This window comes from Kitasatospora aureofaciens (assembly GCF_001188955.3).
Classification (GTDB): domain Bacteria; phylum Actinomycetota; class Actinomycetes; order Streptomycetales; family Streptomycetaceae; genus Kitasatospora; species Kitasatospora aureofaciens.
Map to the genome: position 1 here is coordinate 19,378 of NZ_JPRF03000034.1, position 24,085 is coordinate 43,462.

Below are 24,085 nucleotides of genomic sequence, written 5' to 3' on the forward strand. Positions count from 1 at the left end.
TGCCGGGCGCCCGCAGGCGCCCGGCACGACGTGGGGGCAGGGGCTTCGCCGGTCCCGTTACGAGACGGTCCACTCCTGGTTGGCTCGGCCGGTGCCGCAGGTCCACTGGACGACCTGGGCGCCGTCAGCGGTGGAGGCACCCGTGACGTCCAGGCACTTGCCGCTGTTGGCCGACACCAGCTGGACGCGGGCCCCGGCGACCGGGACGAGGGTCCACTGCTGGTTGGCCTTGCCGGCCCCGCAGGTCCACTGGACGACCTGGGCGCCGTCGGCCGTCGAGGCGCCCGTGACGTCCAGGCACTTGCCGCTGTTGGCGCTGGTCACGGTGTGGGTGGCCGGTGCGGCCAGCGGCGTCACGGTGGTGTTGGCGAAGTCGGCGTGCTGGAAGCCGCCGACGCCCAGGCCGATCTGGCCGGTGCCGTGGCCGGCGTCGGCGACCGAGGCGACCTGCACGCGGTCGATCGACGCGGTGATGTTCTGTCCCTGCACGGCCAGTGTGAGGTTGTGCCAGGTGCCGGCACCGGCGCCGGGGTAGCTGCCGCTCGCCAGCACGGTGTCGGCTCCGGCGCGGTCCTCGGTGAACAGGCTCCAGGCGCCGGTGTCGTCGATCTTCAGGTGGTAGCCGGAGCGGTCGTGGTCGACGTGGTCGATGCGGCCGAGCAGTTCGGCGGAGGTGTCGGCCTGTTCGAGGACGACGTCGGTGCTCGCCTGGTAGTGGGCCCAGGACGGGTCGCCCAGGAGGGTGAGCGGGGTGTAGTTCATGTCGTCGTGCCACGGGATGGGCGCCCGGGTGATCACCTGGCGCAGGCACATCGGGGTGGTCGCCCCGGACGGGCAGGGCGCGGTCTCGAAGGCGCCGGCCCAGTCATGGAAGTAGCGGGCGGTGGCCCCCGTGGTGTACCCGCTGAGGTCTGCCCGGTAGGGCAGCGGCATCGCGGTGGACGGGGGCGCCACGGCGGTGCCCTTGCCCTGGCCGGTGGTGGTGGTCACCGTGTAGACGTAACCGGGCTGCACGGTGAGGGAGTACGAACCGCCCTTCGGCGTCAGGTCCTGGGTGTGGACGAACCACCTCGACGGATCGGTGGAGTTCATGTCGGTGGCCCAGACGTGCACCGGGCCGGTGGACAGGCCGCCGGCGACCTTGACGTTGACGGTCTGCGCGGCGGTGGCGTCGGTGGACTCGATGACCGTGCTGTAGTCCCGGCCGGACTTGAGCGTGACGTAACTCCCGCCGTGCGGGTCTCCGTTGGCGCCGGCACCGGCGAGGTAGCCGCTGGAGGCGTCGAGGTACTGCCAGCCGGGCTTCGCGAACTGGGTGGTGTGCGCCATCACCCAGATGTCGCGGCCCACCGCGTAGTTGCCGGACCAGGGCTGGTCGGCGGCCATCAGGCCGGCACCCGCGTAGGGCAGCTCCGAGGGCCAGGAGCTGACCACCGCCCACTTGATGTCCGAGGTGATCCGGGCGTCGAGGTACTCGCGGTTGACGTTGCGGGCCAGGGCGGCCGGGTCGGCTCCGTAGCTGTCGTTGTCGTCCTCGGAGGCCCACAGCCGCTTGCCCAGCCCGGTCGCGGTGCTGCTTCCCGGACAGGCCGTGTAGACCGGCGTCGAGTGCCAGCAGGTGCCGTGCAGGCCGATCACTCCGACGGCCTCGGCGAAGGCGGGGTCGCTCGCCATGTCCGCAGCGATCGACCAGTGCTCGTCGTCGCTGTCGGAAGCGACCAGGACGGTGCCCTGGTGGCCGTGGCCGTCCAGGTCGGCACGCAGCCTCTCGAACCAGGCCTTGTCGTAGCCGCGCTCGTTCCAGCCGCCGAGGTAGCCGACGTTCAGCCCGTGCTGGTGGGCGCACCCGAGCCAGGACTCCAGGTAGGCGATGTTGTCCTGGGACCAGATGCCGCCGTTCAGCCAGCCTGGCGCGGCCCATTCCAGACCGTAGAACGTGATCTTGGGGTTGCGGGCCTTGGCCTGCTCCATCAGCCACCACTCGTACCCGCGGTCGCAGTCGACCTTGGTGGAGGTGCGCATGTGGGACGGCTCGGGGCCGTCGGAGGAGTTGGCGTCGCCGCCGATCTCCACCTTCAGCGTCTGCAGGGAGGCGCCGTAACCGGGCCTGAACAGGTAGTCCAGCACCTGGCTGCGCTGGGGTTCGGGGTAGTCGACCAGCAGGCGCGAGGTGGCGCCGCCGCCGCTGATCGCGCCGAGCCCGTCGTAGGCCCGCCCCGGCGAGGAGCCGTCGATCGTCACGGACTGCGCCGTGGGGGCGGGCGCGGCCTCCACGGCGGGCGCGGCCGCGACGACGGTGGCGACGCCGAGTGCGAAGGCCGCCAGGGCGGTGACGCCCCGGCGGAACGGATGGGGTGGTGTGCTCATCGACTGCTCCTGCTCCTCGGGCCGGGCCGGCAGGGGGATGGGGGTCCCCAGCACCGGAGTCACGGACGAACCGCCGGGACGGGCGCTGGCGGGTGCATGCGGACCGCCGGGGAGGACAGTAGACCCAGCTTTCAACAACAATCAACAACTTCGAATGAAATGCAACACTTCCGGGGCGCCATGCCCACCAAGCCGGACAGTTGATCCGTGCCGCCAGGCAGGGCCACCACCGATCACCGCCACTACCCTGCCGCGTGCCATTGACGCCGCTCCGGCTTTGCTCGAAGCTGTCCAGGGCGACAACCTGCCAATCGGCAGTTTGCTCGAACACACCCATGACCTGGGCCGATCCAGGAGGTCGCACTCGATCCAGCGACTCCGGGCCAAACCCCGCGCCAAGCCGGGAGCGCAGCGACATAACGAGATGGCCTCAATAGCTCCCAGAGGGAACAATGAGCTTGACTCACCTCGTGGCCGGGCGCTTTCTCTCGTCCATCGCGTTCGATCGCAATGCTTTATGATCGATTCTGTTGCTTCTCGCCGGTGGCCGCCTGGCCTCGATCACCGCGCTGAGCCTGGTCACCTCCTTCGGCCTGGCCGCCTACTCCACCGGGCAGACGTCCTCCAACGGCGCGGACGCCCCGGTCGCGCCCGTGGCCCGCAAGGTCTCGATCACCTACCTGCAGAAGCAGGGCAACCATCAGTACTTCGTGGACGAGGCCGCGGGTGCCAAGGCCAAGGCCGCCGAACTGGGCGCCGACCCGAAGGTGGTGAACCTCGGGCTCCGTCACCGCCCTGCAGAACGCGCCGCGTCGAGCCGCCGGTGCGGCGGGCGGGCACCGGCCCACCACACCGGCGTCGCGAGAACCGCGTCAGGCCCGGTGCACCTTCACCCCGCAGTCCGCGACGGCCTTCTCCTGGGCGTCCGTAAGGCCGTCGTCGGTCACCAGCTCGTGCACGTCCGAGAGCGGGCAGATCGAGGCGAAGGTGACCCGGCCGATCTTGGTGCTGTCGGCGAGGACGATCGACCGGGTGCCGCTGCGCAGGAAAGCGCGGTCGGTCTGCGCCTCCATCTCGTCGTGGGTGGTGCAGCCCTCCTGGGCGGTCAGTCCATCGACACCGATGAAGGCGATGTCGACGTGGTACTGGGAGAGCATCCGGTCGGCCGCGGGCCCGACCAGTTCGTAGCTGGCCGAGCGGGCGATGCCGCCGATCACCACCAGCCGGACCTCGGGGCGCACGATCAGCTCCGCCGCGATGTTCACGGCGTTGGTCACCACGGTCATTCCACCGCGTTCTGCCAGGATGCGGGCGAGTTCGGTGGTGGTGGTGCCGCCGGTGAGGCCCACCACGGCGGCGTCCGGGACGAGTCCGGCCGCGAGGCGGGCGATCCTGCGCTTCTCCTCCTGCTGCTTCCCGCTGCGGTGCCGTAGCGGGAGTTCGAGGTTGACCGCCCCTGTCACCGCCCCGCCGCGGGTGCGGTGCAGCAGTCCCTGGTCGTGCAGTTCCTGGAGGTCGCGGCGTACGGTCGCGCCCGAGACTCCGAGCAGTTCGGCCAGTGCGTGCACATCGACGCTCCCGGCCGCGGCGACATGGGACAGGATCCGGGCGGCGCGATCAGCTTTGAGCATGAACGGAGTGTAGCTCCGGCCTGAACCGGCCGCCCGGACTCTGCGGTTTCCGGCATCGCCGCTCGTCAGCCGAGGTGGCGGCGGAACGCGCGAAGCCACTCGACATGCCGTGCACTGATCAATTGTGTGCACGGGCGGAGCGACGAGGGTGCGAGCCGAAGCGGAAGAGGGAGCGGGTCCGAAGGGACCGCCGGACGGCAGCCGTGCACGGGCGCACCGGGGATCCGGGCGCCCGCACACGGAGCGGGGAGCCTACGGCACCGGTACTCCGGTCGCGCCGAGTTCCGCGGCACTGGTCCAGGGGCCGCGGTCGCCGGCTTCGCTCAGGGCGCGGAGCCTCAGGTACCGGCCGGACACGGCGGGGAACGACGCCGTCTTCGGTGACGCGGTGTCCGCCCAGGTGCCGGTGGCCACCGGGGTGCCCCAGGACGCGGGCGAGTCGGATACGTAGACCTCGTACCGTCCGATGCGACCGTTGACGCCGCCGTCCTGGCGGGGCAGGTAGCGGAACGAGTCGACGGCGTAGCGGGCGCCGAGGTCGATCTGGATCTCGTGCGGCAGCGGGTCAGGGGTGCCGGAGGACCAGGCGGTGTGCCAGATGGTGCCGATGTCGCCGTCGATGGCGTTGGCGGCGGCACTGTTCCCGGCGGAGGTCTCCTGACTGTCCGCGGAGATCAGCTTCCAGGTCGACTTGTCCAGGACGGGCGAGCCGCCGGCGTCGGTGGCGGGAGTGGGGAGGGTGGCGCCGGCCAGGGTGACGGTGAATGCCCCGGACCGGTTGCCGGCCTTGACCCACAGGACGCCGCCCCGGTCGGCGGGGTCGAAGTACCAGCCGGTCTCCGCCGCGTCGTACGCCGCCTTGGAGGAGACCCGGGCCAGGGACGTGGAGCCGAGCGCCACGGTGGTGGGCGCGCCGGCGAGGTGGACGTTGAGCTCGTAGCCGCGGCTGTCCGGCTTGCCGGCGTAGGAGCCCACGCTCGCACCGACGTTCACGGTGACGGTACCGGTGCCGGAGTTCGGCGCGTCCACGGTGACCTGCTGCCTCGCCGAGGCACCGCGCTGGTAGGCGCGCGTCACGCCGTCGTCCTCGTACAGGCTGAACTTCGACGTCCCGGCGGGGTACAGATCGTAGGTGAGCGTGGAGACCGGCTTCTCCCCGGTGTAGTTCATCTGCGGCCACATCGGGACGATGCCTCCGCCCCTGACGAACACCGGAGTCTCGTCGAGCGGTGCGGCGTAGCCGTTGAGCGTGGTCGGGCCCTGGTAGACCTTGCCGGTCCAGTAGTCGGTCCACGTCCCGGCGGGCAGGTAGATGCCGTCCCGGGTGGTACCGCTGGAGGTCATCGGCGCGACCAGGAAGGAGTCGCCGGCCATGAACTCGCCGGAGGTCGCGTTGCCCTGCGCCACCGGGTCGTTCGGGTACTCGAGCACCAGGGCGCGGGTCGAGGGCACACCGGTGGTGCTGGCGACCTGGCTCATGGTGTACATGTACGGCATCAGCCGCATCTTGGTCTGCAGGGCCTTGCGGTTGGCGGACAGGTAGGGCTCGGAGAACCGCCAGGGCTGCTTGTCCTGATAGCCGGCCTGCGGGTTGGTGGCGCCCCAGCCGGACATCGTCATGAACGCCGGGGTGAAGGCCTTCCACTGGAGGTCGCGGGTGTAGGTCTCCGGGCTGCCGCCGAAGATGCCGTCGACGTCGCCGGAGGCGTAGTTGAGACCGGACAGCCCGGCGCCGACGACGGCGGGGACGGTCCAGTCCATGGTGGGCCAGTCGCCGTTGGTGTCGCCGGTCCAGACGACGGCGTTGCGCTGGGTGCCGGCCCAGCCGTCGACGGTCCACACGAAGCGGCGGGCGTCCGAGTTCTTCTCGATCCCGGCGACGGCCTGGTTGACCCCGTCGAAGGCGTACTTGTAGCCGCCACCGATCCAGGCCACGTCGGTCTTGACGCCGCGCGAACCGTCCACGCCGACCTCGGTGGCGATGTCGTTCAGGCCGGTCGAGGTCCACAGGCCGGTGTGGAAGCCGAGCCCCTGGAGGTCGCCGACGGTCTGCTTGAGGTCGGTGTAGCCGCAGCCGTAGCCGTCGTTGGGCAGGATCCAGCCGGAGGGCATGTCCGCGTTCCGGGCGTCCTGCGCGTAACCGACAACGTCGGGCGTGGTCTGGTGGCGCGCCCGGGTGTGGTCGCCGTTGTAGGCGGGGTTGGAGGCGTTGAAGCAGTCTGCGTTGCCCAGCTCGAGTCCCCACATCGGGGCCAGGAACGGCTTGCCGGTCACGTCGGTGTAGGCGCCCAGCACACCCTTGAGCGAGTCGGCGACGAAGTAGTAGGCGTCGAAGCGGTTCTCGTCCTCGGTCGTGGCGACCGGGTCGGTGAACGCGTACGAACCGGGTGCCCAGGTGTTGCGCAGCACGCCGTAGCCGTTGGAGGACATGTAGAACGGCGCCGGGCTGGCGTTGGTGTTCCGCTTCCAGGTGTTGTCGACCGAGATCGGCACCGTCATGTCCCGCAGCGCCCACGGGCCCAGCCGCAGGCCGGTGCCGTAGAACTGCTCGGTCGCGCCCCGGGCGAGGTGCTGGGTGGTCTGGGTTCCGGTCCAGGAGGTCGGCGAGGATTCCCGCCACAGGAGCGTGCCGTCGGGCCGGTAGGCGGCGAAGGCCAGCGACTTCTTGGCGGCCCGCAGGGTGACCGAGCCGGTGGCGATCTCGTAGTAGGCACCGCGGTCGGCGGTGCGGACGGCGGGGGTGCCGAACGAGGTGTTCAGGGCGATGTCGGCGCCCGCCGGGTCGGTGAACCTGCCGTCGGGCGCGATCTGGATCCGGAAGACGTCTGCGCGGACGAACTCCACCCGCACCGCCGCGCCGGAGGATGTGGCGATGGTCGCGGTCGCGCCGGTGTGGCTGAAGCGGGTGATCCGGCCGGCGGTGCTCGATGCGGCCGTCGCACCGGGAGCCACGCCGACCAGGGCCGTGGACAGGACGGCCACCACCACCGCGGCGGGCAGGGGGCGATGACGGAGGACGCGGCTGACCGCGCGGGTCAGCCGACTTCTGACGGTGCCGCTCGATGGAGGCATGGGGGTCCCTCGGGTCGGGAGTCAGGGGCGGGAAAGAGCCAGACCTGCACACGGATTGCACCGGCTGTGCGCGCTAATGTCAATGAGTTGCGCATTTCAATCAGAAATGAGCATCTTGCGTGCAGGGCCAATCGGTGCCGAACTCGGCTTCAGGACGCCCGGCGGGCGGTCCCCCTCCGCCGTGACCGCCCGCCCCGGCGCCGAGGCGGCGGCCGGTGTCGCGAGCTCGGGGTCATCGACCAACAAGCGGCGTTCCGCCCGAGCGCCTGACATCCCACCAGCCGCTCCGTTTAAAACTGACTATGATTTGGAACATTCAAGCAACTTCAAGCAGCACCTGGAGACGAACGTGAGCGTGGCGGAGCACATCGCCCTGGCCGGCGCCCGACTGGTCCTGCCCGTCGGCGTCGTCGAGGGGGACCGCCTCGCCGTCGAGGGATCCCGCATCGCAGCCATCACGAGCGGTGGGACCGAGCCGGGCGACCTCGACCTGACCGGGTACACCGTCGTGCCCGGCTTCGTCGACCTGCACGTCCACGGCGGCGGCGGCGCCTCCTACGCCTCCGGCATCGCCGAGGAGGCGCTGCGCGCCGCCCGCACCCACCTGGAGCACGGCACCACCACCACGATCGCCTCGACCGTCACCGGCGAAATCGACGAGGTCGCCCGCCAGGCCGCCGTACTCTCCGAACTCGTCGAGGACGGCGTCCTCGCCGGCATCCACTTCGAGGGCCCGTTCATCTCGCCGGGCCGCTGCGGGGCCCACCGCGCCGACCTGCTGCGCGACCCCGACCCGGCCTTGGTCCGCAAGCTCGTCGACGCCGCCCGCGGCCACGCCAGGATGGTCACCCTCGCCCCCGAACTCCCCGGCGGCCTCGACTCCGTACGCATGCTCGCCGACCTCGGCGTCATCGCCGCCGTCGGCCACACCGACTCCGACTACCCCACCACCCTCGAAGCCATCGACGCCGGCGCCACCGTCGCCACCCACCTCTTCAACGCCATGCCCGCCATCGCCCACCGCGCCCCGGGCCCGATCGTGGCCCTACTGGAGGACGAACGGGTCACCGTCGAGCTGATCAACGACGGCGTGCACCTGCACCCCTCCGTCCTCGGCCTCGCCTACGGCACCGCCGGCGCCTCCCGCGTCGCCCTGATCACCGACGCCATGGGCGCCGCCGGCATGGGCGACGGCCTCTACCCCCTCGGCCCCCTCCAGGTCCAGGTCAAGGACGGCGTCGCAATGCTCCCCGACGGCAGTTCCATCGCGGGGTCGACGCTGACCCTTGATCGCGCCTTCCAAAGGTCGGTTCAGGTTGACAACTTGACGCTCAACCAAGCCGCCGAGTCGCTCTCCACCACTCCGGCCCGCCTCCTCGGCCTCGCCGACTCGATCGGCACGCTGGAGATCGGCAAGCTCGCCGACCTGGTCGTGGTCGACTCCGGCACCCTCGACCTGGTGGCCGTGATGCGCCACGGCCGGTGGGTCCTCGGCGACGAGAAGTTCGCCGTCGTGCGGCCTGTCTGAGCATTCATGCAGTAGTACCGGCGCGCGATGGCGGCATCGTCGGCGGAGAGCACGGCGGGACGGCGGGACGGCGGTGCGCACGCATCGGCGGGCAGTTCCGCCAGCGGCCAGGTCGCCGCCCGCCTCGACGGCGGACGGCGACCACGGGTCATCAGACGGGCAGGACCCAGATCGCGAGGCCCGCCCCGTTCGGGACAGGCCTCGTCTCGTCACCGCCCTCAGGCCGTCGGTGCCTTGAGGACGCGCAGCAGGCGGGTGACCTCTGCCGCCATGGCGGTGCGTCCGGAGCCGAGGTAGCGGCGGGTGTCGACGAGCGACGGGTCGTCGTCGAGGGTGCGCCGCACGGCGCCGGTGAAGACCTGGTTGAGGTGGGTGGCGATGTTGACCTTGGTCATGCCGTGCTCGACCGCGCGGGTCAGGTGCTCGTCGGCCACGCCGGAGGAGCCGTGCAGGACCAGCGGTACCGGGACGGCCGCGCGCAGCCCGGCGATCAGGTCGAAGTCGAGGACGGCGTCGCGGGTGAGCATGGCATGAGAGGTCCCGACGGCCACCGCGAGGGCGTCCACACCGGTGGCGGCGACGAAGGCTGCGGCCTCGGCGGGGTCGGTCCGGGCGCCGGGGGCGTGGACCCCGTCCTTGCCGCCGACCTCGCCGAGTTCGGCCTCCACCCACACGCCCGCCGCGTGGCAGCGGGCGACCACCTCGGCGGTGGCGCGGACGTTCTCCTCGCAGGGCAGCACGGAGGCATCGAACATGACGGAGGAGAAGCCGAGTTCGACGGCCTCGGTCACCAGGTCGGCGGAGGTCGCGTGGTCGAGGTGGACCGCGACCGGCACCGAGGCGGTGCGGGCGGTGGCGAGCACCGCGGACGCTATCGGGGTGAGCGCCCCGTGGTAGCGGACGGCGTTCTCGCTCAGCTGCAGGACCACCGGGGCACCTACGGCCTCGGCGCCCGCCACGATGGCCTGGGCGTGTTCGAGCTGGATGACGTTGAAGGCACCCACCCCGCGCGCGGCGTCCGCCGCGGGGGTGACGATGGTGCCGGTTCCGGCCAGGGGCATCAGGAACTCCTCTGAGAGTGGAGGGGTTGAACGTCCACCAGTGCCCGTAGGCGGCGGTGGACGTCGGGGTCGAAGTCGCCGGCCAGCGGGGCTGCGACGGCGGCGGCGGACAGCGCCACCGCCTCGGCCAGCCGCTCCGGCCAGGGGGTGGCGTCGACCAGGCCGAGGGTGAGGGCGGCCACCGCGGCGTCACCCGCTCCGGTGGGGTTTCCCGCCAGTTGTTCCGGCGGCATGGCCCACCAACTCCCCTGCGGTGTAACGGCGATGAGGCCGTCGGGGCCGAGCGAGGCGACCACCGCCCCGGCGCCGGCGTCGACCAGCGCACCCGCGGCGGCGACGGGGTCCGCCAGGCCCGTGGCGGCGGCGAGTTCATCGGCGTTCGGCTTGACCAGGTCGGGGCCTGCGGCCAGCGCGGCCCGCAGAGCGGCACCGTCCGCGTCGACCACCGCCGGGACCCGGTGTGCGTGCGCCAGCCGCACCAGCCGGCCGTACGCGTCCTCGGGCGCGCCCGGCGGCAGGCTGCCGGAGAACACCGCCGCCGAGGCCTGGGTCAGGAGTCGGTCGACGTGATCGAGCAGCCGGGCCCAGTCCTCGGTCGGAACGGCCGGGCCCGGTTCGAGCAGGATGGTGGTGTCTCCGGCGCTCTCGTCCACCACCGCCACCGTGCGGCGGGTCTCCCCCGCGATCGGCAGCAGGCGTTCGGGCAGGCGGGCGGCGGCGAGGTCGCGCCGCAACGTCTCGCCCGCCGCCCCTCCGGCGAATCCGGTGACCACGGTCTCGCGGCCGAGGGCGTGCAGCACCCGGGCGACGTTGATGCCCTTGCCGCCGGCCCGCTCGGCCGTCGACCGGACGCGGTTGCTCCCTCGCGGGCGCAGCCGGTCGACCCGGTAGGTGACGTCGAGCGCGGCGTTGAGCGTGAGGGTCAGAATCACCGGCTGACCTTCGGGTGCGGCAGGTCGTGGGCCAGTAGGTCATGGGCCAACAGGGCGGCCCCCTGGCAGCCGGCCTCATGACCGAGTTGGGCGGGCAGGAGCTGCGGCAGTGTCTGGAAGGTGAGCCGTTCGGCGACCGCCGCGCGCAGAGGGGCGAAGTACGGGTCGCCGGCGCGGGCGAGGCCGCCGCCGATCACGATGCGTTCGGGGTCGAGCAACGTGATGGCGGCGGTCAGGGCGTCGGCGAGCGCCTCGATCGCTTCGTTCCAGACCATGACAGCGGTCTGGTCCCCGGCGACGGCGCGCTCGCCGACGTCCTTGGCGGTGACCCCGCCCTCCCCGGTGGCGGCGGTGTAGCGGCGGGCGATGGCGGCCGCCGAGGCGACGGTCTCCAGGCAGCCCCGGCCTCCACAGGGACAGGCCGGCCCGCCGGGCCGGACCACCAGGTGTCCGAGTTCCCCGGCCCGTGCGTGGCTGCCGGTCACCGACTGCCCGTCGGACATGAGCGCCGCCGCGATGCCGGTGCCGACCGGGACGAAGAGGAAGTCCCGGCTGCCGCGTCCCGCACCGATGCGCGCTTCGGCCAGGCCGCCGGCCCGCACGTCGTGGCCCAGCGCCACCGGAAGGCCCAACTCCTCGGCGAGCCAGTCCCGAACGGGCAGTCGGTGCCAGCCGAGGTTGGCCGCGAGGACGACGGCGCCCGCCGCCTCGTCAACGATGCCCGGCACCGCGATGCCCGCCGCCGCCGGGCGGTGCCGGTCGGCCAGCTCGCGGGCCGCCGACAGCACCGTCTCCAGGACCGCGTCCGGGCCGCGCTCGGCTCCGGTGAACCACCGGTCCGTCTCCCGCAGGACGCCGTCCTCGCCCGCCGCGCCGCCCTTGATATAGGTGCCGCCCACGTCAAGGGCGATCACTCTGGTCACGGCTGGGCCAGCACGATCGAGCGGGTCAGGTTGCGCGGCTGGTCGGGGTCCAGGCCGTCGGCCTTGGCGAGTTCCACAGCGAGGCGCTGGGCGCGTACCAGGTCGGCCAGTGGGTCGAGGGTGGTCACCGAGGTGACGGCGCCGATGCCCTGCACCTGCTCCAGCAGTCCGGTCGGCGGCTCGCCGAAGAACCAGACCACCCGGTCGGGGGCGGCGATGCTGATCGGGCCGTGCCGGTACTCCATCGCGGGGTAGGACTCGGTCCAGGCGCCGGAGGCCTCGCGGAGCTTGAGCGCCGCCTCGTTGGCGAGGCCGACTGTCCATCCGGTGCCGACGAAGGTGAACTGGCCTGCCGCTACGGCGCCTTCGGGCAGGTTCTCGGCCAGCGCCCGCGCGGCCTGCTCGGGCAGGTCGGCCGGGGCCAAGCCGAGGTGGCCGCGCAGCAGCGCCAGCGCCGTGGTGGCGAAGCGGGTCTGCACCACCGACTTCTCGTCCGCGAACTCCAGGTCCACGACGGTGTTCGCGGCCGTGACGATCGGCGTGTCGAGGTCACCGGTGAGCGCCACGCTCGGGATGTGCCGGGCGCGGGCGAGGGCGGCGAGCACCTCCGTCGTCGTGCCGGAGCGGCTGATGGCGACCAGCCGGTCATAGCCGCGGGCGGCCGGGAACTCGGAGGCCGCGAACGCGTCGGTCTCCCCGAGCCCGGCGGCCTCGCGCAGCGACGCGTACGCCTGCGCGATGTACAGGGACGTTCCGCAGCCGATCACGGCCACCCGTTCACCCCGCTCCGGGAGACCCGCGGGCTCCAGCTCCAGCGCCCTGCTCCAGCTCTGGGGCTGACTGGCGATCTCCCGCTCGACGTGGCTCATTCAGGACTCTCCTCGGTAGGGGCTCGGGGCGGTACTCGGGCGTCGATCCGTCCCGAGCGCTCGCTCAGACTGCAAGCAGAATGCTTGAAACTGATCTATTCATAGCTCAATACGTCATCTATGAGCAACGCTCATCGCGGGAAGCACCGACTCGCCGCCAGCCACTGGCGCGACAGGAGTGGACTGGTCGCAGGAGTGGGGGCCTTGCCCTCCGACTGACTGAAGTCGATGCCGCCCTCGACCCGTTGCGCGACGCGATCGACACGTCGAGCGACTTCAGACGGCCCGATTTCCTACGTCAGGACATCGGCCCCTGCGGCTCCCTCGACTCTCGACTGCAACGCTTCGGTAACACGGCTGGCCTGCCAGGTTGGCAACGGTGCACACTCTGGTAGCGCCGATGATCGATATTGACAAAATATCGAGCGAACAGCGCATCTTCGCGCAACTGCGCGATCCCCCACCAGGGCCGCCGCTGGGTCGGCCCCAGCTGCAAAGGCGGTATCAGAGATGAAGCGGCGTCTGCTCTCCCTGTCGGCGGCCACCCTGGCCGGAGCGCTCGCGCTGTCGGGGTGCAGCAAGGGGTCGAATTCCGGTTCGACCTCCGCCGACGGCGTCACGACGATCAAGTTCGTCGCGGCCGACTACGGCTCCAACGGACAGAACCCGACCCAGGCGTACTGGCAGGGGGTCATCTCCGCCTTCGAGCAGCAGAACCCCAAGATCAAGGTCGACCTCCAGGTCATCAACTGGAACGACATCGACACCCAGGTCAAGACGATGGTGCAGAACGGCAACCAGCCGGACATCCTGCAGACCGGCGGCTACGCCGACTTCGCCAAGAACGGCCAGCTCTACCCGGCCCAGGACGTCCTCTCCGCCGGCACCACAGGCGACTTCCTCCCCGCGATGGCACACGCCGGCGAACAGGAGGGTACCCAGTACGGCATCCCGTTCATCTCCAGCGCCCGGATGTTCCTGATCAACAACGAGCTCTTCAAGAAGGCCGGCCTCGACCCCGCCAACCCGCCCAAGACGTGGGCCGACATCACCGCCGACGCCACCGCGCTGAAGAAGGCCGGCGTCGAGATCCCGCTCGGTGTACCGCTGGGCAAGGAGGAGGCCCAGGGCGAGTCGTTCATCTGGATGCTGGAGAACCACGGCGGCTACCAGGACGACAAGGGCAAGTACGTCATCAACTCGCAGGCCAACATCGACACCTTCACCCAGCTCAAGAGCTGGGTGGACGCCGGCCTGACCGAACAGAGCCCCGCCTCCGTCAACCGCACAGACCTGGCCAAGGACTTCGCCTCCGGCAAGGTCGGCATGCTCAACGGCATCCCCACCCAGCTGAACGACGTCAAGAACATGGACGTCACCTGGACGTCGATGCCCGGCAAGGACGGCGCCTCCAAGGCCACCCTCGGCGTCGCCGACTGGGTGATGGCCTTCAAGAAGGGCGGCCACAAGGAGCAGATCAAGGCCTTCCTCGACTTCGCCTACAGCAAGGACAACACGGTGAAGTTCGACAAGGAGTACAGCCTGCTGCCGGTTACCCAGTCCGCGCTCACCGCACTCCAGGCCGACCCGGACCAGAAGGCCCTGACGCCGTTCCTGCAGATCCTGCCCACCGCGGTCTTCTACCCGCTCAGCGACCCGACCTGGCCCGCCGTCTCCGCGCAGGTCAAGACCCAGATCGGCAGCGCGGCCACCGACCCGAAGAAGACCCTCGACGCGCTCCAGCAGGCTGCCCAGCAGGCCGGCGAGTGACCGGCGCGACCGCGAAAGGAATCCCCGCCGTGTCCTCTCGCAGCACCACAGACGTCCGGCCGGGCGCCCCCTCTCGGCCGCCCGCACCGAAGGCGGGCCGGCCCGCCGGGCGCCGTTCCCTCTTCTCCCGGCTCGGGGCACTGCCCTGGCTGGCCCCTGCCGTCGTGCTCATCCTGGGCGTGGTCGTTTGGCCGGTCGTCGAGATGGTCAGTACCTCGCTCCGCAGGATCGACACCACGGGCACGGACCACGGCCCGGCCGGACTGGTCAAGTACCACAAACTCTTCAGTGACCCCCGACTGCCCGGCGTCCTCACCTGGACCGCGGTGTGGACGATCGCCGTCGTCGGCCTGACCATGCTGATCTCGCTCGCGCTGGCCCAGTTGTTCAACCAGAACTTCCCCGGCCGCCGCCTCACCCGCTGGGCGCTCATCGCCCCCTGGGCGGCCTCCGTGCTGATGACCGCGATCGGCTTCCGCTGGATGCTCGACCAGGTCGCCGGCGTGTTCAACCGCCTGCTGCTCGACCTCGGCCTGATCGACCACTCCCGGGCATGGCTCGGCGATGCCGCCCACGCCAGGCCCTGGCTGGTCCTCGTCGCGGTCTTCGTCTCGCTGCCGTTCACCACCTACACCCTGCTCGCCGGGCTTCAGACCGTCCCCGGCGAGGTCTACGAGGCCGCCCGGGTCGACGGCGCCACCCCCTGGCAGACCTACCGCAAGGTCACCCTGCCGCTGCTGCGCCCGGCCTTCCTGGTCGGCCTGGTGATCAACCTGATCAACGTCTTCAACTCGTTCCCGGTCATCTGGGGCATGACCCAGGGCGGCCCGAACGCCGACACCGCCACCACGACCGTGCTCATGTACATGCTGCGCGGCTACGACGTCGCCGAGTCCGCCGCCATGTCGGTGGTCAACTTCGCCATCGTGATCCTCATGGTGGTCGTCTTCCTCAAGGTCAGCCGCTGGAACGGGGAGGAAAGCTGATGACCACCGTTCAGTCGCTGTCGACGGCGCGCCGTCCGCGCGCCCGCACCGTCCTGTTCACCACGCTGGCCTGGGCACTCGCCGCGCTCTTCCTCCTGCCCTACGTCGAGATGCTGATCACCGCCGGCCGTCCGGCCGACCAGCTGCGCAACAACTCCTACCTGCCAACGGGCTTCGACTGGTCCTCGTTCACCAAGGTATGGACCGACACCACGCTCGGCCAGAACCTCCAGGTCACGCTGACGGTCGCCGGCGGCTCCACCCTGCTGGTGCTCCTGGTCGCCCTGCCCGCCGCGTACTACACCGCCCGGGTCCGGTTCCGTGGACGCAAGGCGTTCCTGCTGCTGGTACTGGTCACCCAGATGTTCCAGCCCACCGCCCTCCAGGTCGGCCTCTACCGCGAGTTCTACACGATGGACCTGCTGGACACCCCCATCGTCCTGGTGCTCGCGAACGCGGCCTTCAACCTGGCCTTCGCGATCTGGATCCTGAGCGCCTACATCGGCTCCATCCCGATGGAGTTGGAGGAGGCCGCCATGATCGACGGAAACAGCCGGATCGGCGCGCTCTTCCGGGTCACCCTGCCGCTCGCCCTGCCGGGCGTGGTCACCGCCGTGATCTTCACGTTCATCTCGACCTGGAACGAGTTCATCATGGGCCTGACCCTGACCAACTCGCCCGACCGGCAACCGCTCACCGTCGGCATCAACAACATGATCGGCGCCTACAGCGTGCAGTGGAACTACGTGTTCGCCGCCTCGCTGGTGGCCATCGTGCCGGTGGTCGTGCTCTTCGCGGTGATCGAACGCCACGTCGTCTCCGGCCTCACCGCCGGCTCCGTCAAGTAGCGCGGCGCGCCCGGCCCCTCGCACCACGCCCTCATCACCCGATGGGCGGGACGGCCTCCCCCGAGGGGCTCCCGCCCATCGGCGTCGCAGAAGGTGAACGATCACGCGGAAGCGGGCCGGCGAGCCCTTCGTCCACATGGACCATGACGTCCTCCTGGGGTGCGGTGCACGTTCGTGCGTCGGGTCGGAACGGATGGGGTGCCGGGCTCCCGGGGTGGCAGCCCCGGGAGCCCGGCGTCAGACCCGCCCCCCGGGCGGGCCGGTCAGGTGATCGACCACCGCTGCAGCGGCGAGCCGGTGTCCGGCTGCTGGGTCACCGGGGCGCCGTCGGTGGTCGAGGCGGTGGTGAGCGGCAGACCGCTGTGGGCCGAGGTGACGGCGTAGGAGCCGTCGGCCGTCAGTCGGACGTTCCAGTGCTGGTTGGCGGCGCCGGTGCACGGCCACTGGATCACCTCGGCGCCGGCGGCGGTGGAGCCGCCGCTGACGTCGGCGCACATCGACGAGAGGCCGTTGACCAGCTCGTACGAGCCGTCGGGCTGGAGGCGGAACTGCCAGAGCTGGTTGCTCGCGCCGGACGCGGCCCGGGTGACGAGCTGGTTGCCGGCGGTGGTGCTGCCGTCTGCGTCGTCGAGCGCCTTGCCGCCCGTGGTCAGCGTGCGGTTGCCGCTGAGGTCCGGCTCGACGGTCCAGGTGAAGGTGGCCGAGGCGCTCGCGCTACCGGAGGCGGCCGTGACGATGACGGTGGACAGGCCAGCGCCGCCCGGGGTGCCGGTGATCAGGCCCGAGGGGCTGACGGAGAGCCCGGCGGGCAGGCCGGTCGCCGCGAAGGCGAGCGGCTTTCCGGCGCTGTCGGTGGCGCCGAGCTGCACCGAGACGGCCCTGCCCACGGTGCCGGACTGGTCACCGGGAGCGGTGAGCAGGACGGTCTCGGGGGCCGTCCCGGTCGGGGCGAAGGCGAGGGCCTGCTCGGCCGCCGTGCGGCCGCCGCCGACCGTGCTGCCGGTGGCATCGCTCCAGGAGCGGGCGGGCACGGTCTCGGCGAGCCGGCCCGAGGCGCCGGACATGCCGACCACCAGGCCGCTGTAGCGGTTCACCAGCTGGAACCGGCCCTTCCCTGCCTTGCTGGGGAGGATGAACCACTGCTGCCCGACGGTGGCGTTCCCGCCGGCGGCGCCGGCGGCGGTCAGTCCGGAGCCCCAGGCCCGGCCGGCCGTCGAGGCGGAATCGACGCCCAGCAGCTGACCGGTGGCAGCGTTGGCGATCCGGTAGGAGCCGTCGCCTTCGGCCAGGAACCTCCAGGACGCCCGGGCGGAGCCGCCGGCCTTGGCCGTGGAGGTGACCGCGGAGGCGCCCGCGGCCTGGACGAGCACCCGGCCGTTTCCGCTCTGGATCCGGTAGGTCCTCGTCAGGTCGACCGGCGGGGCGGCCGGCGCGGAGGAGCCGATGGTGATGTCGGCGTACTCGCCGTCGGAGGTGGCGCAGGCGATGGAGCAGTAGGACCGGAAGGTCCTGCCGATGACGGTGCCGCCGGTGCGGCTGGCCGGGTCGAGGATCCAGCGGTACCAGGAGCCGGAGGTGTAGCCGCTGCCGCTGTCGCCGATCAGGCTCCACTGCTGGGTGGCAAGGTCCTTGGTGGCGTAGAACTGCTGCGGGGCGGTGCCGGAGACCACCTCGGGTTCGCCGATGTACAGGCCCAGGTACGCGTCGTAGGCGATGTTCATGATGAACAGCGGTGACTTGGGCGGGAGTTGGCCGGCCTTGACCTGCTGGTCCACCGAGCCGGGGGTGCTCGGGTGGTAGTCGTTCACGGGCGGGGTGTACCCGGTCGGCGCCGTCGGGGTGACCGGCACCATGTTGCTCTCCAGGCCGCCCTGCCCGGGCTGGGACCAGGTGCCGTCGTACCACTTCTGCCACGAGCCGGGCGCCATCTTCGCCGAGATCGGGGCGCGCGCGACGTGGGCCAGGCCGCCGTTGCCGCCGCCCACGCCGGCCTTGGGGACGATCCGGGAGCCGTAGTAGACGTAGAAGTAGCCCGAGGCGGTGTCGACGAACAGGCGGGGGTCGCCGTCGCCGTAGTCGTAGGTCTGGTTGGGGAAGGCGGTGTTGTCACCCCGGGCAGTGCTGTACGGGGAGCTGATGACGTGGTCCTTGATGGTCCAGGTCCGGCCCTGGTCGGTGGAGACGGCGTAGTCGATGGCGTCGTAGTGCAGGCCGTCGCCGAAGGGCTGCGGGGTGAACTCGTTGTGCACCAGCCCGTACCAGTCGCCGGTGTCCGGGTCGACCCAGACACCGACCAGGTCGCAGAAGTTGCGCTGGGAGTAGCCGGAGCCCTGCGGTGCGGCGGTGGACCGCACGCCGGTGACGCTGTTGTTGCACCGCGAGGTGGTGTCGTCGTTGCGGTCGTTCGGGTCGGCGGGGTCGACGGCGTCGCTGATCGGTGACCTGGTGGCGCTCTCGAAGTCCGCGCCGGTGTAGAAGCTCCACTGCCGGGAGTCCTTCGCGCCGTACAGCGAGTGCGACTGCTGGAAGTAGAAGGCGCCGTCCTTGTCGGTGTAGACACCGGCCGGGGTGTCGTCGGGGTAGGCGTACGAGCCGGTCCCGCCGATCGAGACCGTGTACGTGGCGGAGGCCGGTTTGCCGGGGGCCGGCTTGTCCGCGGCCGCAGGGGCGGCGGCCAGGGCGCCGGCGCCGAGCGCCGCCAGCACGGTGGCGGTGAGGGCTCGGGCCCATCGGGTGCGTAGAGGTGACACTGGTACTCCTCTTCCGTGACGGGGCGCACCGTTGCGCCCCTGCTGTGGGGGTGCGGAACGGGAGAGTGGTCCTGGAGGGGTGGCGGGCGGTCAGCCGTCCGCCATGCGGAAGTCGTACTGCGGGGGCACCGCGGTGCCGGGGTGGACGGCGAGCCAGAGGGTGTCCAGGGAGAGCTCGCCCTCGCGCATGGTGTCGACCTGGATGCCCTCGGCGAGCAGTCGCCGGACCCGGTCGTCGTCGCCGCAGGCGTGCGCCGCCTCCGCCTCGGCCAGCCTGATCCGCCCGTGAGCCCGGTCGGCCGGGGACAGCTCCCCGATCAGCGCGAGCGCCTCGGCGGGACGCTCGGCGCGCCGCAGCGAATCCAGCGTCTCGATCGTCAACTCCCTGAGCTCCGGGCGGAGTCGGTGGGCGGAGCGCATCAGGTCGGCGGCCTCCTGCGGGTCCGGGTCGAGGAAGGCGAGCGATCGCAGCGCCCAGGGCGAGGCCTGCGCGGCGACGGAGCGTTCGAAGGCCTCGCGGGCGGCCGCCCGCTGCCCGGCGGCCAGGCGCAGCAGGCCGAGCTGGTACAGGGCGTGCCAGTCGGCGGCGTTCCCTTCCAGCAGCAGCCGCCAGTGTGCCCCGGTGACCGGTTCGGCGGGTGGGTCGCACACCGGGAGGGTGCCGGTCTTCAGGAGTTGCAGCCACGGTTCCTGGGCGGCGGCGGGGTCGCCGAACGGCAGGGCGCGGGAGGCGGGCAGGGCGCCGGCCTCGATCTCCAGCGCGGCCCAGCCGCCGCCCTCGGCCAGCACCTCCTCGGGCTCGGCGAACCCGTCGGCGAGCGCGTCGGCCTGCTCCAGCGCCGACGGCGGGACCAGCCGGTCCAGCGCCGCCCCTGCGGCCGACCGGGCGTCGTCCCAACTCCCGTGCACGGCCTCGGGGTCGGCTTGCAGCAGCCCGTACGCCTCGGTCCAGGACCAGGTGGCGCCGGCGGGCATCGGCAGGTGCTCCAGCTGGGTGCGGGCCAGGCCCGCCTGGATCTCCAGGTAGGCGGCGTCGGGGCCGGAGAGCCACTCCTGCCAGTGCTTGCCGCCGGTGCCGGTGCCCCAGCAGAAGAGTTTGCGTCCGCGCAGCCGTGCGGTGGAGGTCTGGACGAGTCCGGTGCCGGCTCCGTCCAGGGCGGCGATCCAGGGGCGTTCGCCGGCCGGGAGGTCGAGGAAGTAGTCGGCGGCGCGCGGTGTCCGGCCGGGGTAGCTGCGGTCCGCGCCGTCGACCTGCGGGAAGGGGACGCGGCGCAGGTCGCTGACGTAGTCGCAGTGGAAGGCGTGGTCGGCCGGGCCGAGGACACGGACCTCCTCGTGTTCGGGCACGGCGATGTTGGACCACCAGTAGACCGGGGTCTCGGTCGGCGCGGGATTGTGCACCGCGATGTGGACGTACAGTACCGGGGAGCCCGCGGGCAGCCAGGCGTCCATCCGCAGGACCAGCCGCCGCAGCCGCTCGAAGGCGTACATCCGCAGCACCGGGGTGCCGTCCGGCGCGGTCAGCCGGGCGGCGTGCAGCGGCTCGCAGGTCAGCGGCCAGTGCCCAGTGGTGCCGAGGTTCCACTCCACGCCGCCGGCCACCCAGGCGTCGCGCAGGGCGAGATTCGCGGGCTGCAGGATCCGGTTTCGGTGCAGCAGCTCCCGCCCGGTGGGGCGGTGGACGAGGGACCACAGCCGCCCGCCGAGGGAGGGCAGGAAGGTCGCGGTGAGGGTCTCGTTCTCCAGTACCGCGCAAGGGAGTTCGCGTTCGGTGCGGACGCGGCCGTAGTCGCCCTGCCGGGTGTACGGCAGCAGGGTGCCGGGCACCCCGTAGGCCAGGTTGCGGCGCATCTCGTCGTCGACGCCGGCGCCCGCGCCGGCTTGCCGGGGGAGGCCGTGCAGGATCGGCAGGGTGCCCCCGACCGGGTCGGGGGTGCCGTCGATTCGGAGCGGGCCGGTGCGAAGAGTCGAGGTCACGCGGGAAGACGTCACTTTCCGATCCCAACCGTCATGCCCTGGATGATCCGCGAGCCCATCCAGGAGAAGAGCGCGATCATCGGGGCGAGGATGATGCAGACCCCGGCGAACATCGTGCCGAAGTCCAGTCCGTTGAACTGCTGTGCCGCGACGAACGAGGAGAGCGCCACCGGGAGGGTGATCGTTCCCTGGCTGTTCGTCAGGACGAGGGCGAACAGGGTCTCGTTCCAGGCGGTGATGAACTGCAGGAGGAAGGCGGTGACCAGCCCGCCCCGGGCGACCGGGAGCACCACCTGGACGAAGGTGCGCACCGGGCCGGCGCCATCCAGGACGGCGGCCTCCTCCAGCACACCGGGGATGCCGCTGAAGAAGCCGGTCAGCAGGAAGACCGTGAAGGGCATGGCCAGGCCGACGTAGACCAGCCCGAGGCCGAGGTCGCTGTCCGTCAGGCTCACCCGGGACAGGCCGACGAACAGCGGCACCACCAGGACCTGGCCGGGCACGCCGAGGCCCATGGCGAAGGTCATCGTCAACGCCGAGGAGGTCCGCGAGCGGCGCCGGGCGAGGGCGTACGCGCAGGGCGCCGCGAGGACGACGGCCGCCACCGAGGAGAGGCCGGCGGTGAGCAGGCTGTTCAGGGCCGCCCGCGCGAAGCCGCCCTCGTCGAGCGCGGTGGTGTAGTTGTCGGTCTGCGGGCTGGTCGGCAGGCCGAAGGCGTGGTGCAGGATGTCGGGGCCGCTGCGCAGCGAGGTCAGGAGGATCCACAGGACCAGCAGCAGGTCCGCGGCGACGACGAGCCAGACGGCGCCCGTGCCGATCCTGCTCGCGAGTCCGGCGGCCGGGTTTCTGCGTCGCACGGGTGGTGACCTTTCCGGTTGCGGTGTGGGGGCCGGGGCGCGGCGGGTCAGTACTCGACCGGCTCGCGGCGCAGCAGGCGGCGCAGCACGACGGTGATCAGGGTGACCATGACCAGGCTGGCCATCGCGGCGGCGGTGGCCGTGCCCAGCCGGGGGACGGTGCCCTGCGGGAACGCCTCGGTGTACACGTACACGGCGGTGTTCCAACTGCTCACCGGCGGATAGGCGTTGGTACTGCCGCCGTAGAGCAGGATCAGCTCGAAGATCTTCACCGAGCTGACCGTCCAGAGCACCGCGCAGACCGCGATGACGTCCCAGGCGCACGGCAGGGTGATGTGGCGGAAGCGCTGGAAGGGGCCGGCACCGTCCAGTTCGGCCGCCTCGTAGAGGTAGTCGGGGATCTGGTCGACGGCCGCCATGATGATCGAGGTGTAGTAGCCGGTCGCCGTCCAGACCAGGGTGCCCAGGACCATCGGGAGCAGGTTGTCCGTCGACAGCCACTTGGGCGGCGTGGTCACCCCGAACAGCTTCAGCGCCTGGTTCACCGGGCCGGTGGGCGAGAACAGGAACCCGGCGGCGATGCCGAAGACCATGCCGTTGACGAGCGAGGGGAAGAACAGCACCGACCGGGCGAACAGCCTGGCCCGCATCTCGCGCAGCACCAGGGTCAGCGCGAAGCTGAGCACGAAGGTGATCGTGCCTCCGATGACCATCAGTTCGAGCGTGTTGACCAGGGAGGTGCGGAACCTCGGGTCGCGGAACAGCAGGATGTAGTTCTGCGGGCCGCGCCAGTCCATCGCGCCCATGCCGTCCCACTTGTACAGGCTGGTCCACAGGGCGTAGCCGACGGGTGCGATGAACAGCACGGCGTACACGGTCAGCGCGGGCGCGGTGAACGGCCAGAACATCCGGCGGCGTTGGCGCTCCAGCGGGCCGACGCCGGCCCGGGAGGCGGGCGCGGACCGGCCCCGGGGGGCGCCCGTCCGGAGCGGATCGTCGATCGTCGTCGCCACCGTCAGCCCTGGGTCTGCCAGTAGGAGACCTGGTCGGCCTTGCACTTGGCGACGAACTGGGCGGCCGTCGTCTTGCCGTGCCACAGGTCCAGGTAGTTCTCGTTCAGGACCTTGGGCAGCCAGCTGCCGGACACCCCGTCGAAGCCGAGGCGGACGGCCGGGGCGTCGAGGGCCTTCTGGACGTCGGCCAGTTCGGCCGGCGCGGGGATGTCGGCCCGCGGCGTGAGGTTGAGCGCGGTGGTGGAGATCCCGGCCAGGTGCTTCTTCTGCAGGAAGAAGGCGATGAACTTCTGCGCGGCGGCGGCGTTCTTGGCGCGCTTGGGGCTCGCGAAACCGATCAGGTTGGCGTCCGGGGTCTTCGCGGTGGGCGGCAGCATCGACGCCATCTTCCAGCCGGCCGGGACCTGCTTGGCGACCTCGGCGGTGACGTAGTTGCCGTCCATGTAGAAGGCGGCCTTGCCACTCGCCCAGTTGGTCTCCTGGGTCGGGTACTTGGTGGCGTCGTAGCCCTCGATCAGGTGGCCGCCCTTGACCAGTTGCTCCACCTGCTGCGCCGCGGTGAGGACGGCCGGGGCGTCCCAGGTCGCGCCGGACTTGTCGGCGGCGAGCTGCGAGACGTTCACGCCGGCCCCGTTGAGCAGGTAGTCGAAGTACAGCGCGTTGCTCCAGGGGTCCTCGCCCTCGGAGGCGATGCACGCCTTCCCGGCCGCCTTCAGGGCGTCGCAGACCTTGAGGAGACCGGCCCAGTCGGTGGGCGGGCTCGGCATCGCGGCGGCGATCGCGGGGTCGGCCGCGTTGTAGAACATGGCGTTGGTGACGATCTCGTACGGGATCACGTAGTGGTTGGAGCCGGACGGGTCCTTAGGCAGCATGTCGAAGTACTTGGCCGGGAGGACCTGGGAGACCGGGAAGTCCTCCCCCGGCACCTGCAGCTGGAGCACCGGCGAGAGGTCCAGCGCCTGATCGGCCGCGGCGGTGGTGCCGTAGACCTTGTCGTCGGACTCGTCCCACAGGTCCGGTGCCTGGTTCGCCGCGATCGCCGGGCCGATCTTCTTGGCGATGTCCCGGCCGGCCCAGGTGATGTTCACCTTGGCGCCGGTGGCGGCGGTGAAGTCGTCGATCGCGGCCTTCAGGACCTTGGCCTGCGGCTCGTCGGCGCGCCACATCGACCAGTAGGTGAAGCCGCCCGAGGCCTTCGCGCCGTCCCCGGAGCCCCCGCAGGCGCTCGCGCCGAGCGCGAGTGCGGCGGCGGTGGCCGCGCCGACGACGCGACGTGCGGACATGGTCGTTCTACCCATGGGTGGTTCCTCTCGGAGGCGCGAGATTCCGTGCGGACGGGTCGTCAGCCGGGGCCCGAAGGGCGGGGGGAGGCGCTGGATGGCTGGGACGATACGGGCGGGTTGACCGGTAAATCAAGAGCCCTTGCGAAATCCCGGTTCCTCGTGCGGCATGCGGTCCCTGATCGCGCGACGTTTCCTCAAGTCACGAAACGGACATGGCA

At 71.3% G+C, this 24,085-nt stretch carries 16 protein-coding genes; 4 read left to right on the top strand and 12 right to left on the bottom strand.

Annotated features, from left to right (window positions below):
- Positions 1 to 57 precede the first annotated feature (57 nt).
- The 3 genes from HS99_RS23290 to HS99_RS23300 form a co-directional block, all read right to left on the bottom strand.
- Positions 58 to 2,367, bottom strand: coding sequence for an RICIN domain-containing protein (locus HS99_RS23290; RefSeq protein WP_078938858.1), 2,310 nt, complete (start codon positions 2,365 to 2,367; stop codon positions 58 to 60).
- Between the two features lie 872 nt (positions 2,368 to 3,239).
- Positions 3,240 to 3,998, bottom strand: a complete 759-nt coding sequence (locus HS99_RS23295) for a DeoR/GlpR family DNA-binding transcription regulator (protein WP_030290478.1) — start codon at positions 3,996 to 3,998, stop codon at positions 3,240 to 3,242.
- A gap of 252 nt (positions 3,999 to 4,250) precedes the next feature.
- A complete protein-coding gene (locus tag HS99_RS23300) occupies positions 4,251 to 7,070 on the bottom strand; it encodes a TIM-barrel domain-containing protein (RefSeq protein ID WP_078938800.1) in 2,820 nt (939 codons plus the stop codon).
- A 307-nt stretch (positions 7,071 to 7,377) separates the two neighbouring features.
- Between HS99_RS23300 and nagA the strand changes: the two genes are divergently transcribed.
- Entirely contained in the window at positions 7,378 to 8,598 is a 1,221-nt protein-coding gene (nagA, locus tag HS99_RS23305) for an N-acetylglucosamine-6-phosphate deacetylase (protein WP_370863289.1), read from the top strand.
- Between the two features lie 218 nt (positions 8,599 to 8,816).
- On the opposite strand, the gene HS99_RS23310 is transcribed toward nagA, so the two are convergent.
- Genes HS99_RS23310 through HS99_RS42705 form a run of 4 tightly spaced genes read right to left on the bottom strand, consistent with a single transcriptional unit; the run spans position 8,817 to position 12,383 of the window.
- Positions 8,817 to 9,659, bottom strand: a complete 843-nt coding sequence (locus HS99_RS23310; protein WP_030557968.1) for a class II fructose-bisphosphate aldolase — start codon at positions 9,657 to 9,659, stop codon at positions 8,817 to 8,819.
- A complete protein-coding gene (locus tag HS99_RS23315) occupies positions 9,659 to 10,591 on the bottom strand; it encodes a 1-phosphofructokinase family hexose kinase (protein WP_030557969.1) in 933 nt (310 codons plus the stop codon). The genes HS99_RS23310 and HS99_RS23315 overlap by 1 nt, the downstream gene beginning before the upstream one ends.
- Positions 10,588 to 11,514, bottom strand: a complete 927-nt coding sequence (locus HS99_RS23320) for an ROK family protein (RefSeq protein WP_030290474.1) — start codon at positions 11,512 to 11,514, stop codon at positions 10,588 to 10,590. The genes HS99_RS23315 and HS99_RS23320 overlap by 4 nt, the downstream gene beginning before the upstream one ends.
- Positions 11,511 to 12,383 (bottom strand): SIS domain-containing protein, encoded by an 873-nt coding sequence (locus HS99_RS42705; RefSeq protein WP_030290473.1) that lies wholly within the window; start codon positions 12,381 to 12,383, stop codon positions 11,511 to 11,513. Before HS99_RS42705 ends, HS99_RS23320 begins: the two co-directional genes overlap by 4 nt.
- A gap of 510 nt (positions 12,384 to 12,893) precedes the next feature.
- On the opposite strand from HS99_RS42705, the gene HS99_RS23330 reads away from it, so the two are divergent.
- From HS99_RS23330 to HS99_RS23340, 3 genes are read left to right on the top strand one after another with little or no spacing between them, the layout of a single operon-like run.
- Entirely contained in the window at positions 12,894 to 14,153 is a 1,260-nt protein-coding gene (locus HS99_RS23330) for an extracellular solute-binding protein (RefSeq protein ID WP_030290472.1), read from the top strand.
- A gap of 29 nt (positions 14,154 to 14,182) precedes the next feature.
- The gene (locus HS99_RS23335; RefSeq protein ID WP_030557970.1) at positions 14,183 to 15,139 is read left to right on the top strand and encodes a carbohydrate ABC transporter permease; all 957 of its coding nucleotides are present in this window, start codon (positions 14,183 to 14,185) and stop codon (positions 15,137 to 15,139) included.
- The gene (locus HS99_RS23340; RefSeq protein WP_046385497.1) at positions 15,139 to 15,987 is read left to right on the top strand and encodes a carbohydrate ABC transporter permease; all 849 of its coding nucleotides are present in this window, start codon (positions 15,139 to 15,141) and stop codon (positions 15,985 to 15,987) included. Before HS99_RS23335 ends, HS99_RS23340 begins: the two co-directional genes overlap by 1 nt.
- Positions 15,988 to 16,250: 263 nt before the next feature.
- Here HS99_RS23340 and HS99_RS23345 read toward each other — a convergent pair whose 3' ends face one another.
- The 5 genes from HS99_RS23345 to HS99_RS23365 all read right to left on the bottom strand — a co-directional run bounded on the left by HS99_RS23345 (position 16,251) and on the right by HS99_RS23365 (position 23,882).
- Positions 16,251 to 18,737 carry an RICIN domain-containing protein gene (locus HS99_RS23345; RefSeq protein WP_030290469.1) on the bottom strand — a complete coding sequence of 829 codons (2,487 nt, stop codon included), beginning with the start codon at positions 18,735 to 18,737 and terminating at the stop codon, positions 16,251 to 16,253.
- Positions 18,738 to 18,827: 90 nt separating this feature from the next.
- Positions 18,828 to 20,714, bottom strand: coding sequence for a DUF5107 domain-containing protein (locus tag HS99_RS23350; RefSeq protein ID WP_050366386.1), 1,887 nt, complete (start codon positions 20,712 to 20,714; stop codon positions 18,828 to 18,830).
- A gap of 11 nt (positions 20,715 to 20,725) precedes the next feature.
- Positions 20,726 to 21,571: a carbohydrate ABC transporter permease gene (locus HS99_RS23355; protein WP_198429402.1), complete on the bottom strand. Its 846-nt coding sequence runs from the start codon at positions 21,569 to 21,571 to the stop codon at positions 20,726 to 20,728.
- Between the two features lie 47 nt (positions 21,572 to 21,618).
- Complete coding sequence (locus HS99_RS23360) at positions 21,619 to 22,584, bottom strand: carbohydrate ABC transporter permease (protein WP_223885887.1); 966 nt, start codon at positions 22,582 to 22,584, stop codon at positions 21,619 to 21,621.
- A gap of 2 nt (positions 22,585 to 22,586) precedes the next feature.
- Positions 22,587 to 23,882 (bottom strand): ABC transporter substrate-binding protein, encoded by a 1,296-nt coding sequence (locus tag HS99_RS23365; RefSeq protein WP_141763792.1) that lies wholly within the window; start codon positions 23,880 to 23,882, stop codon positions 22,587 to 22,589.
- Between the last annotated feature and the right edge of the window lie 203 nt (positions 23,883 to 24,085).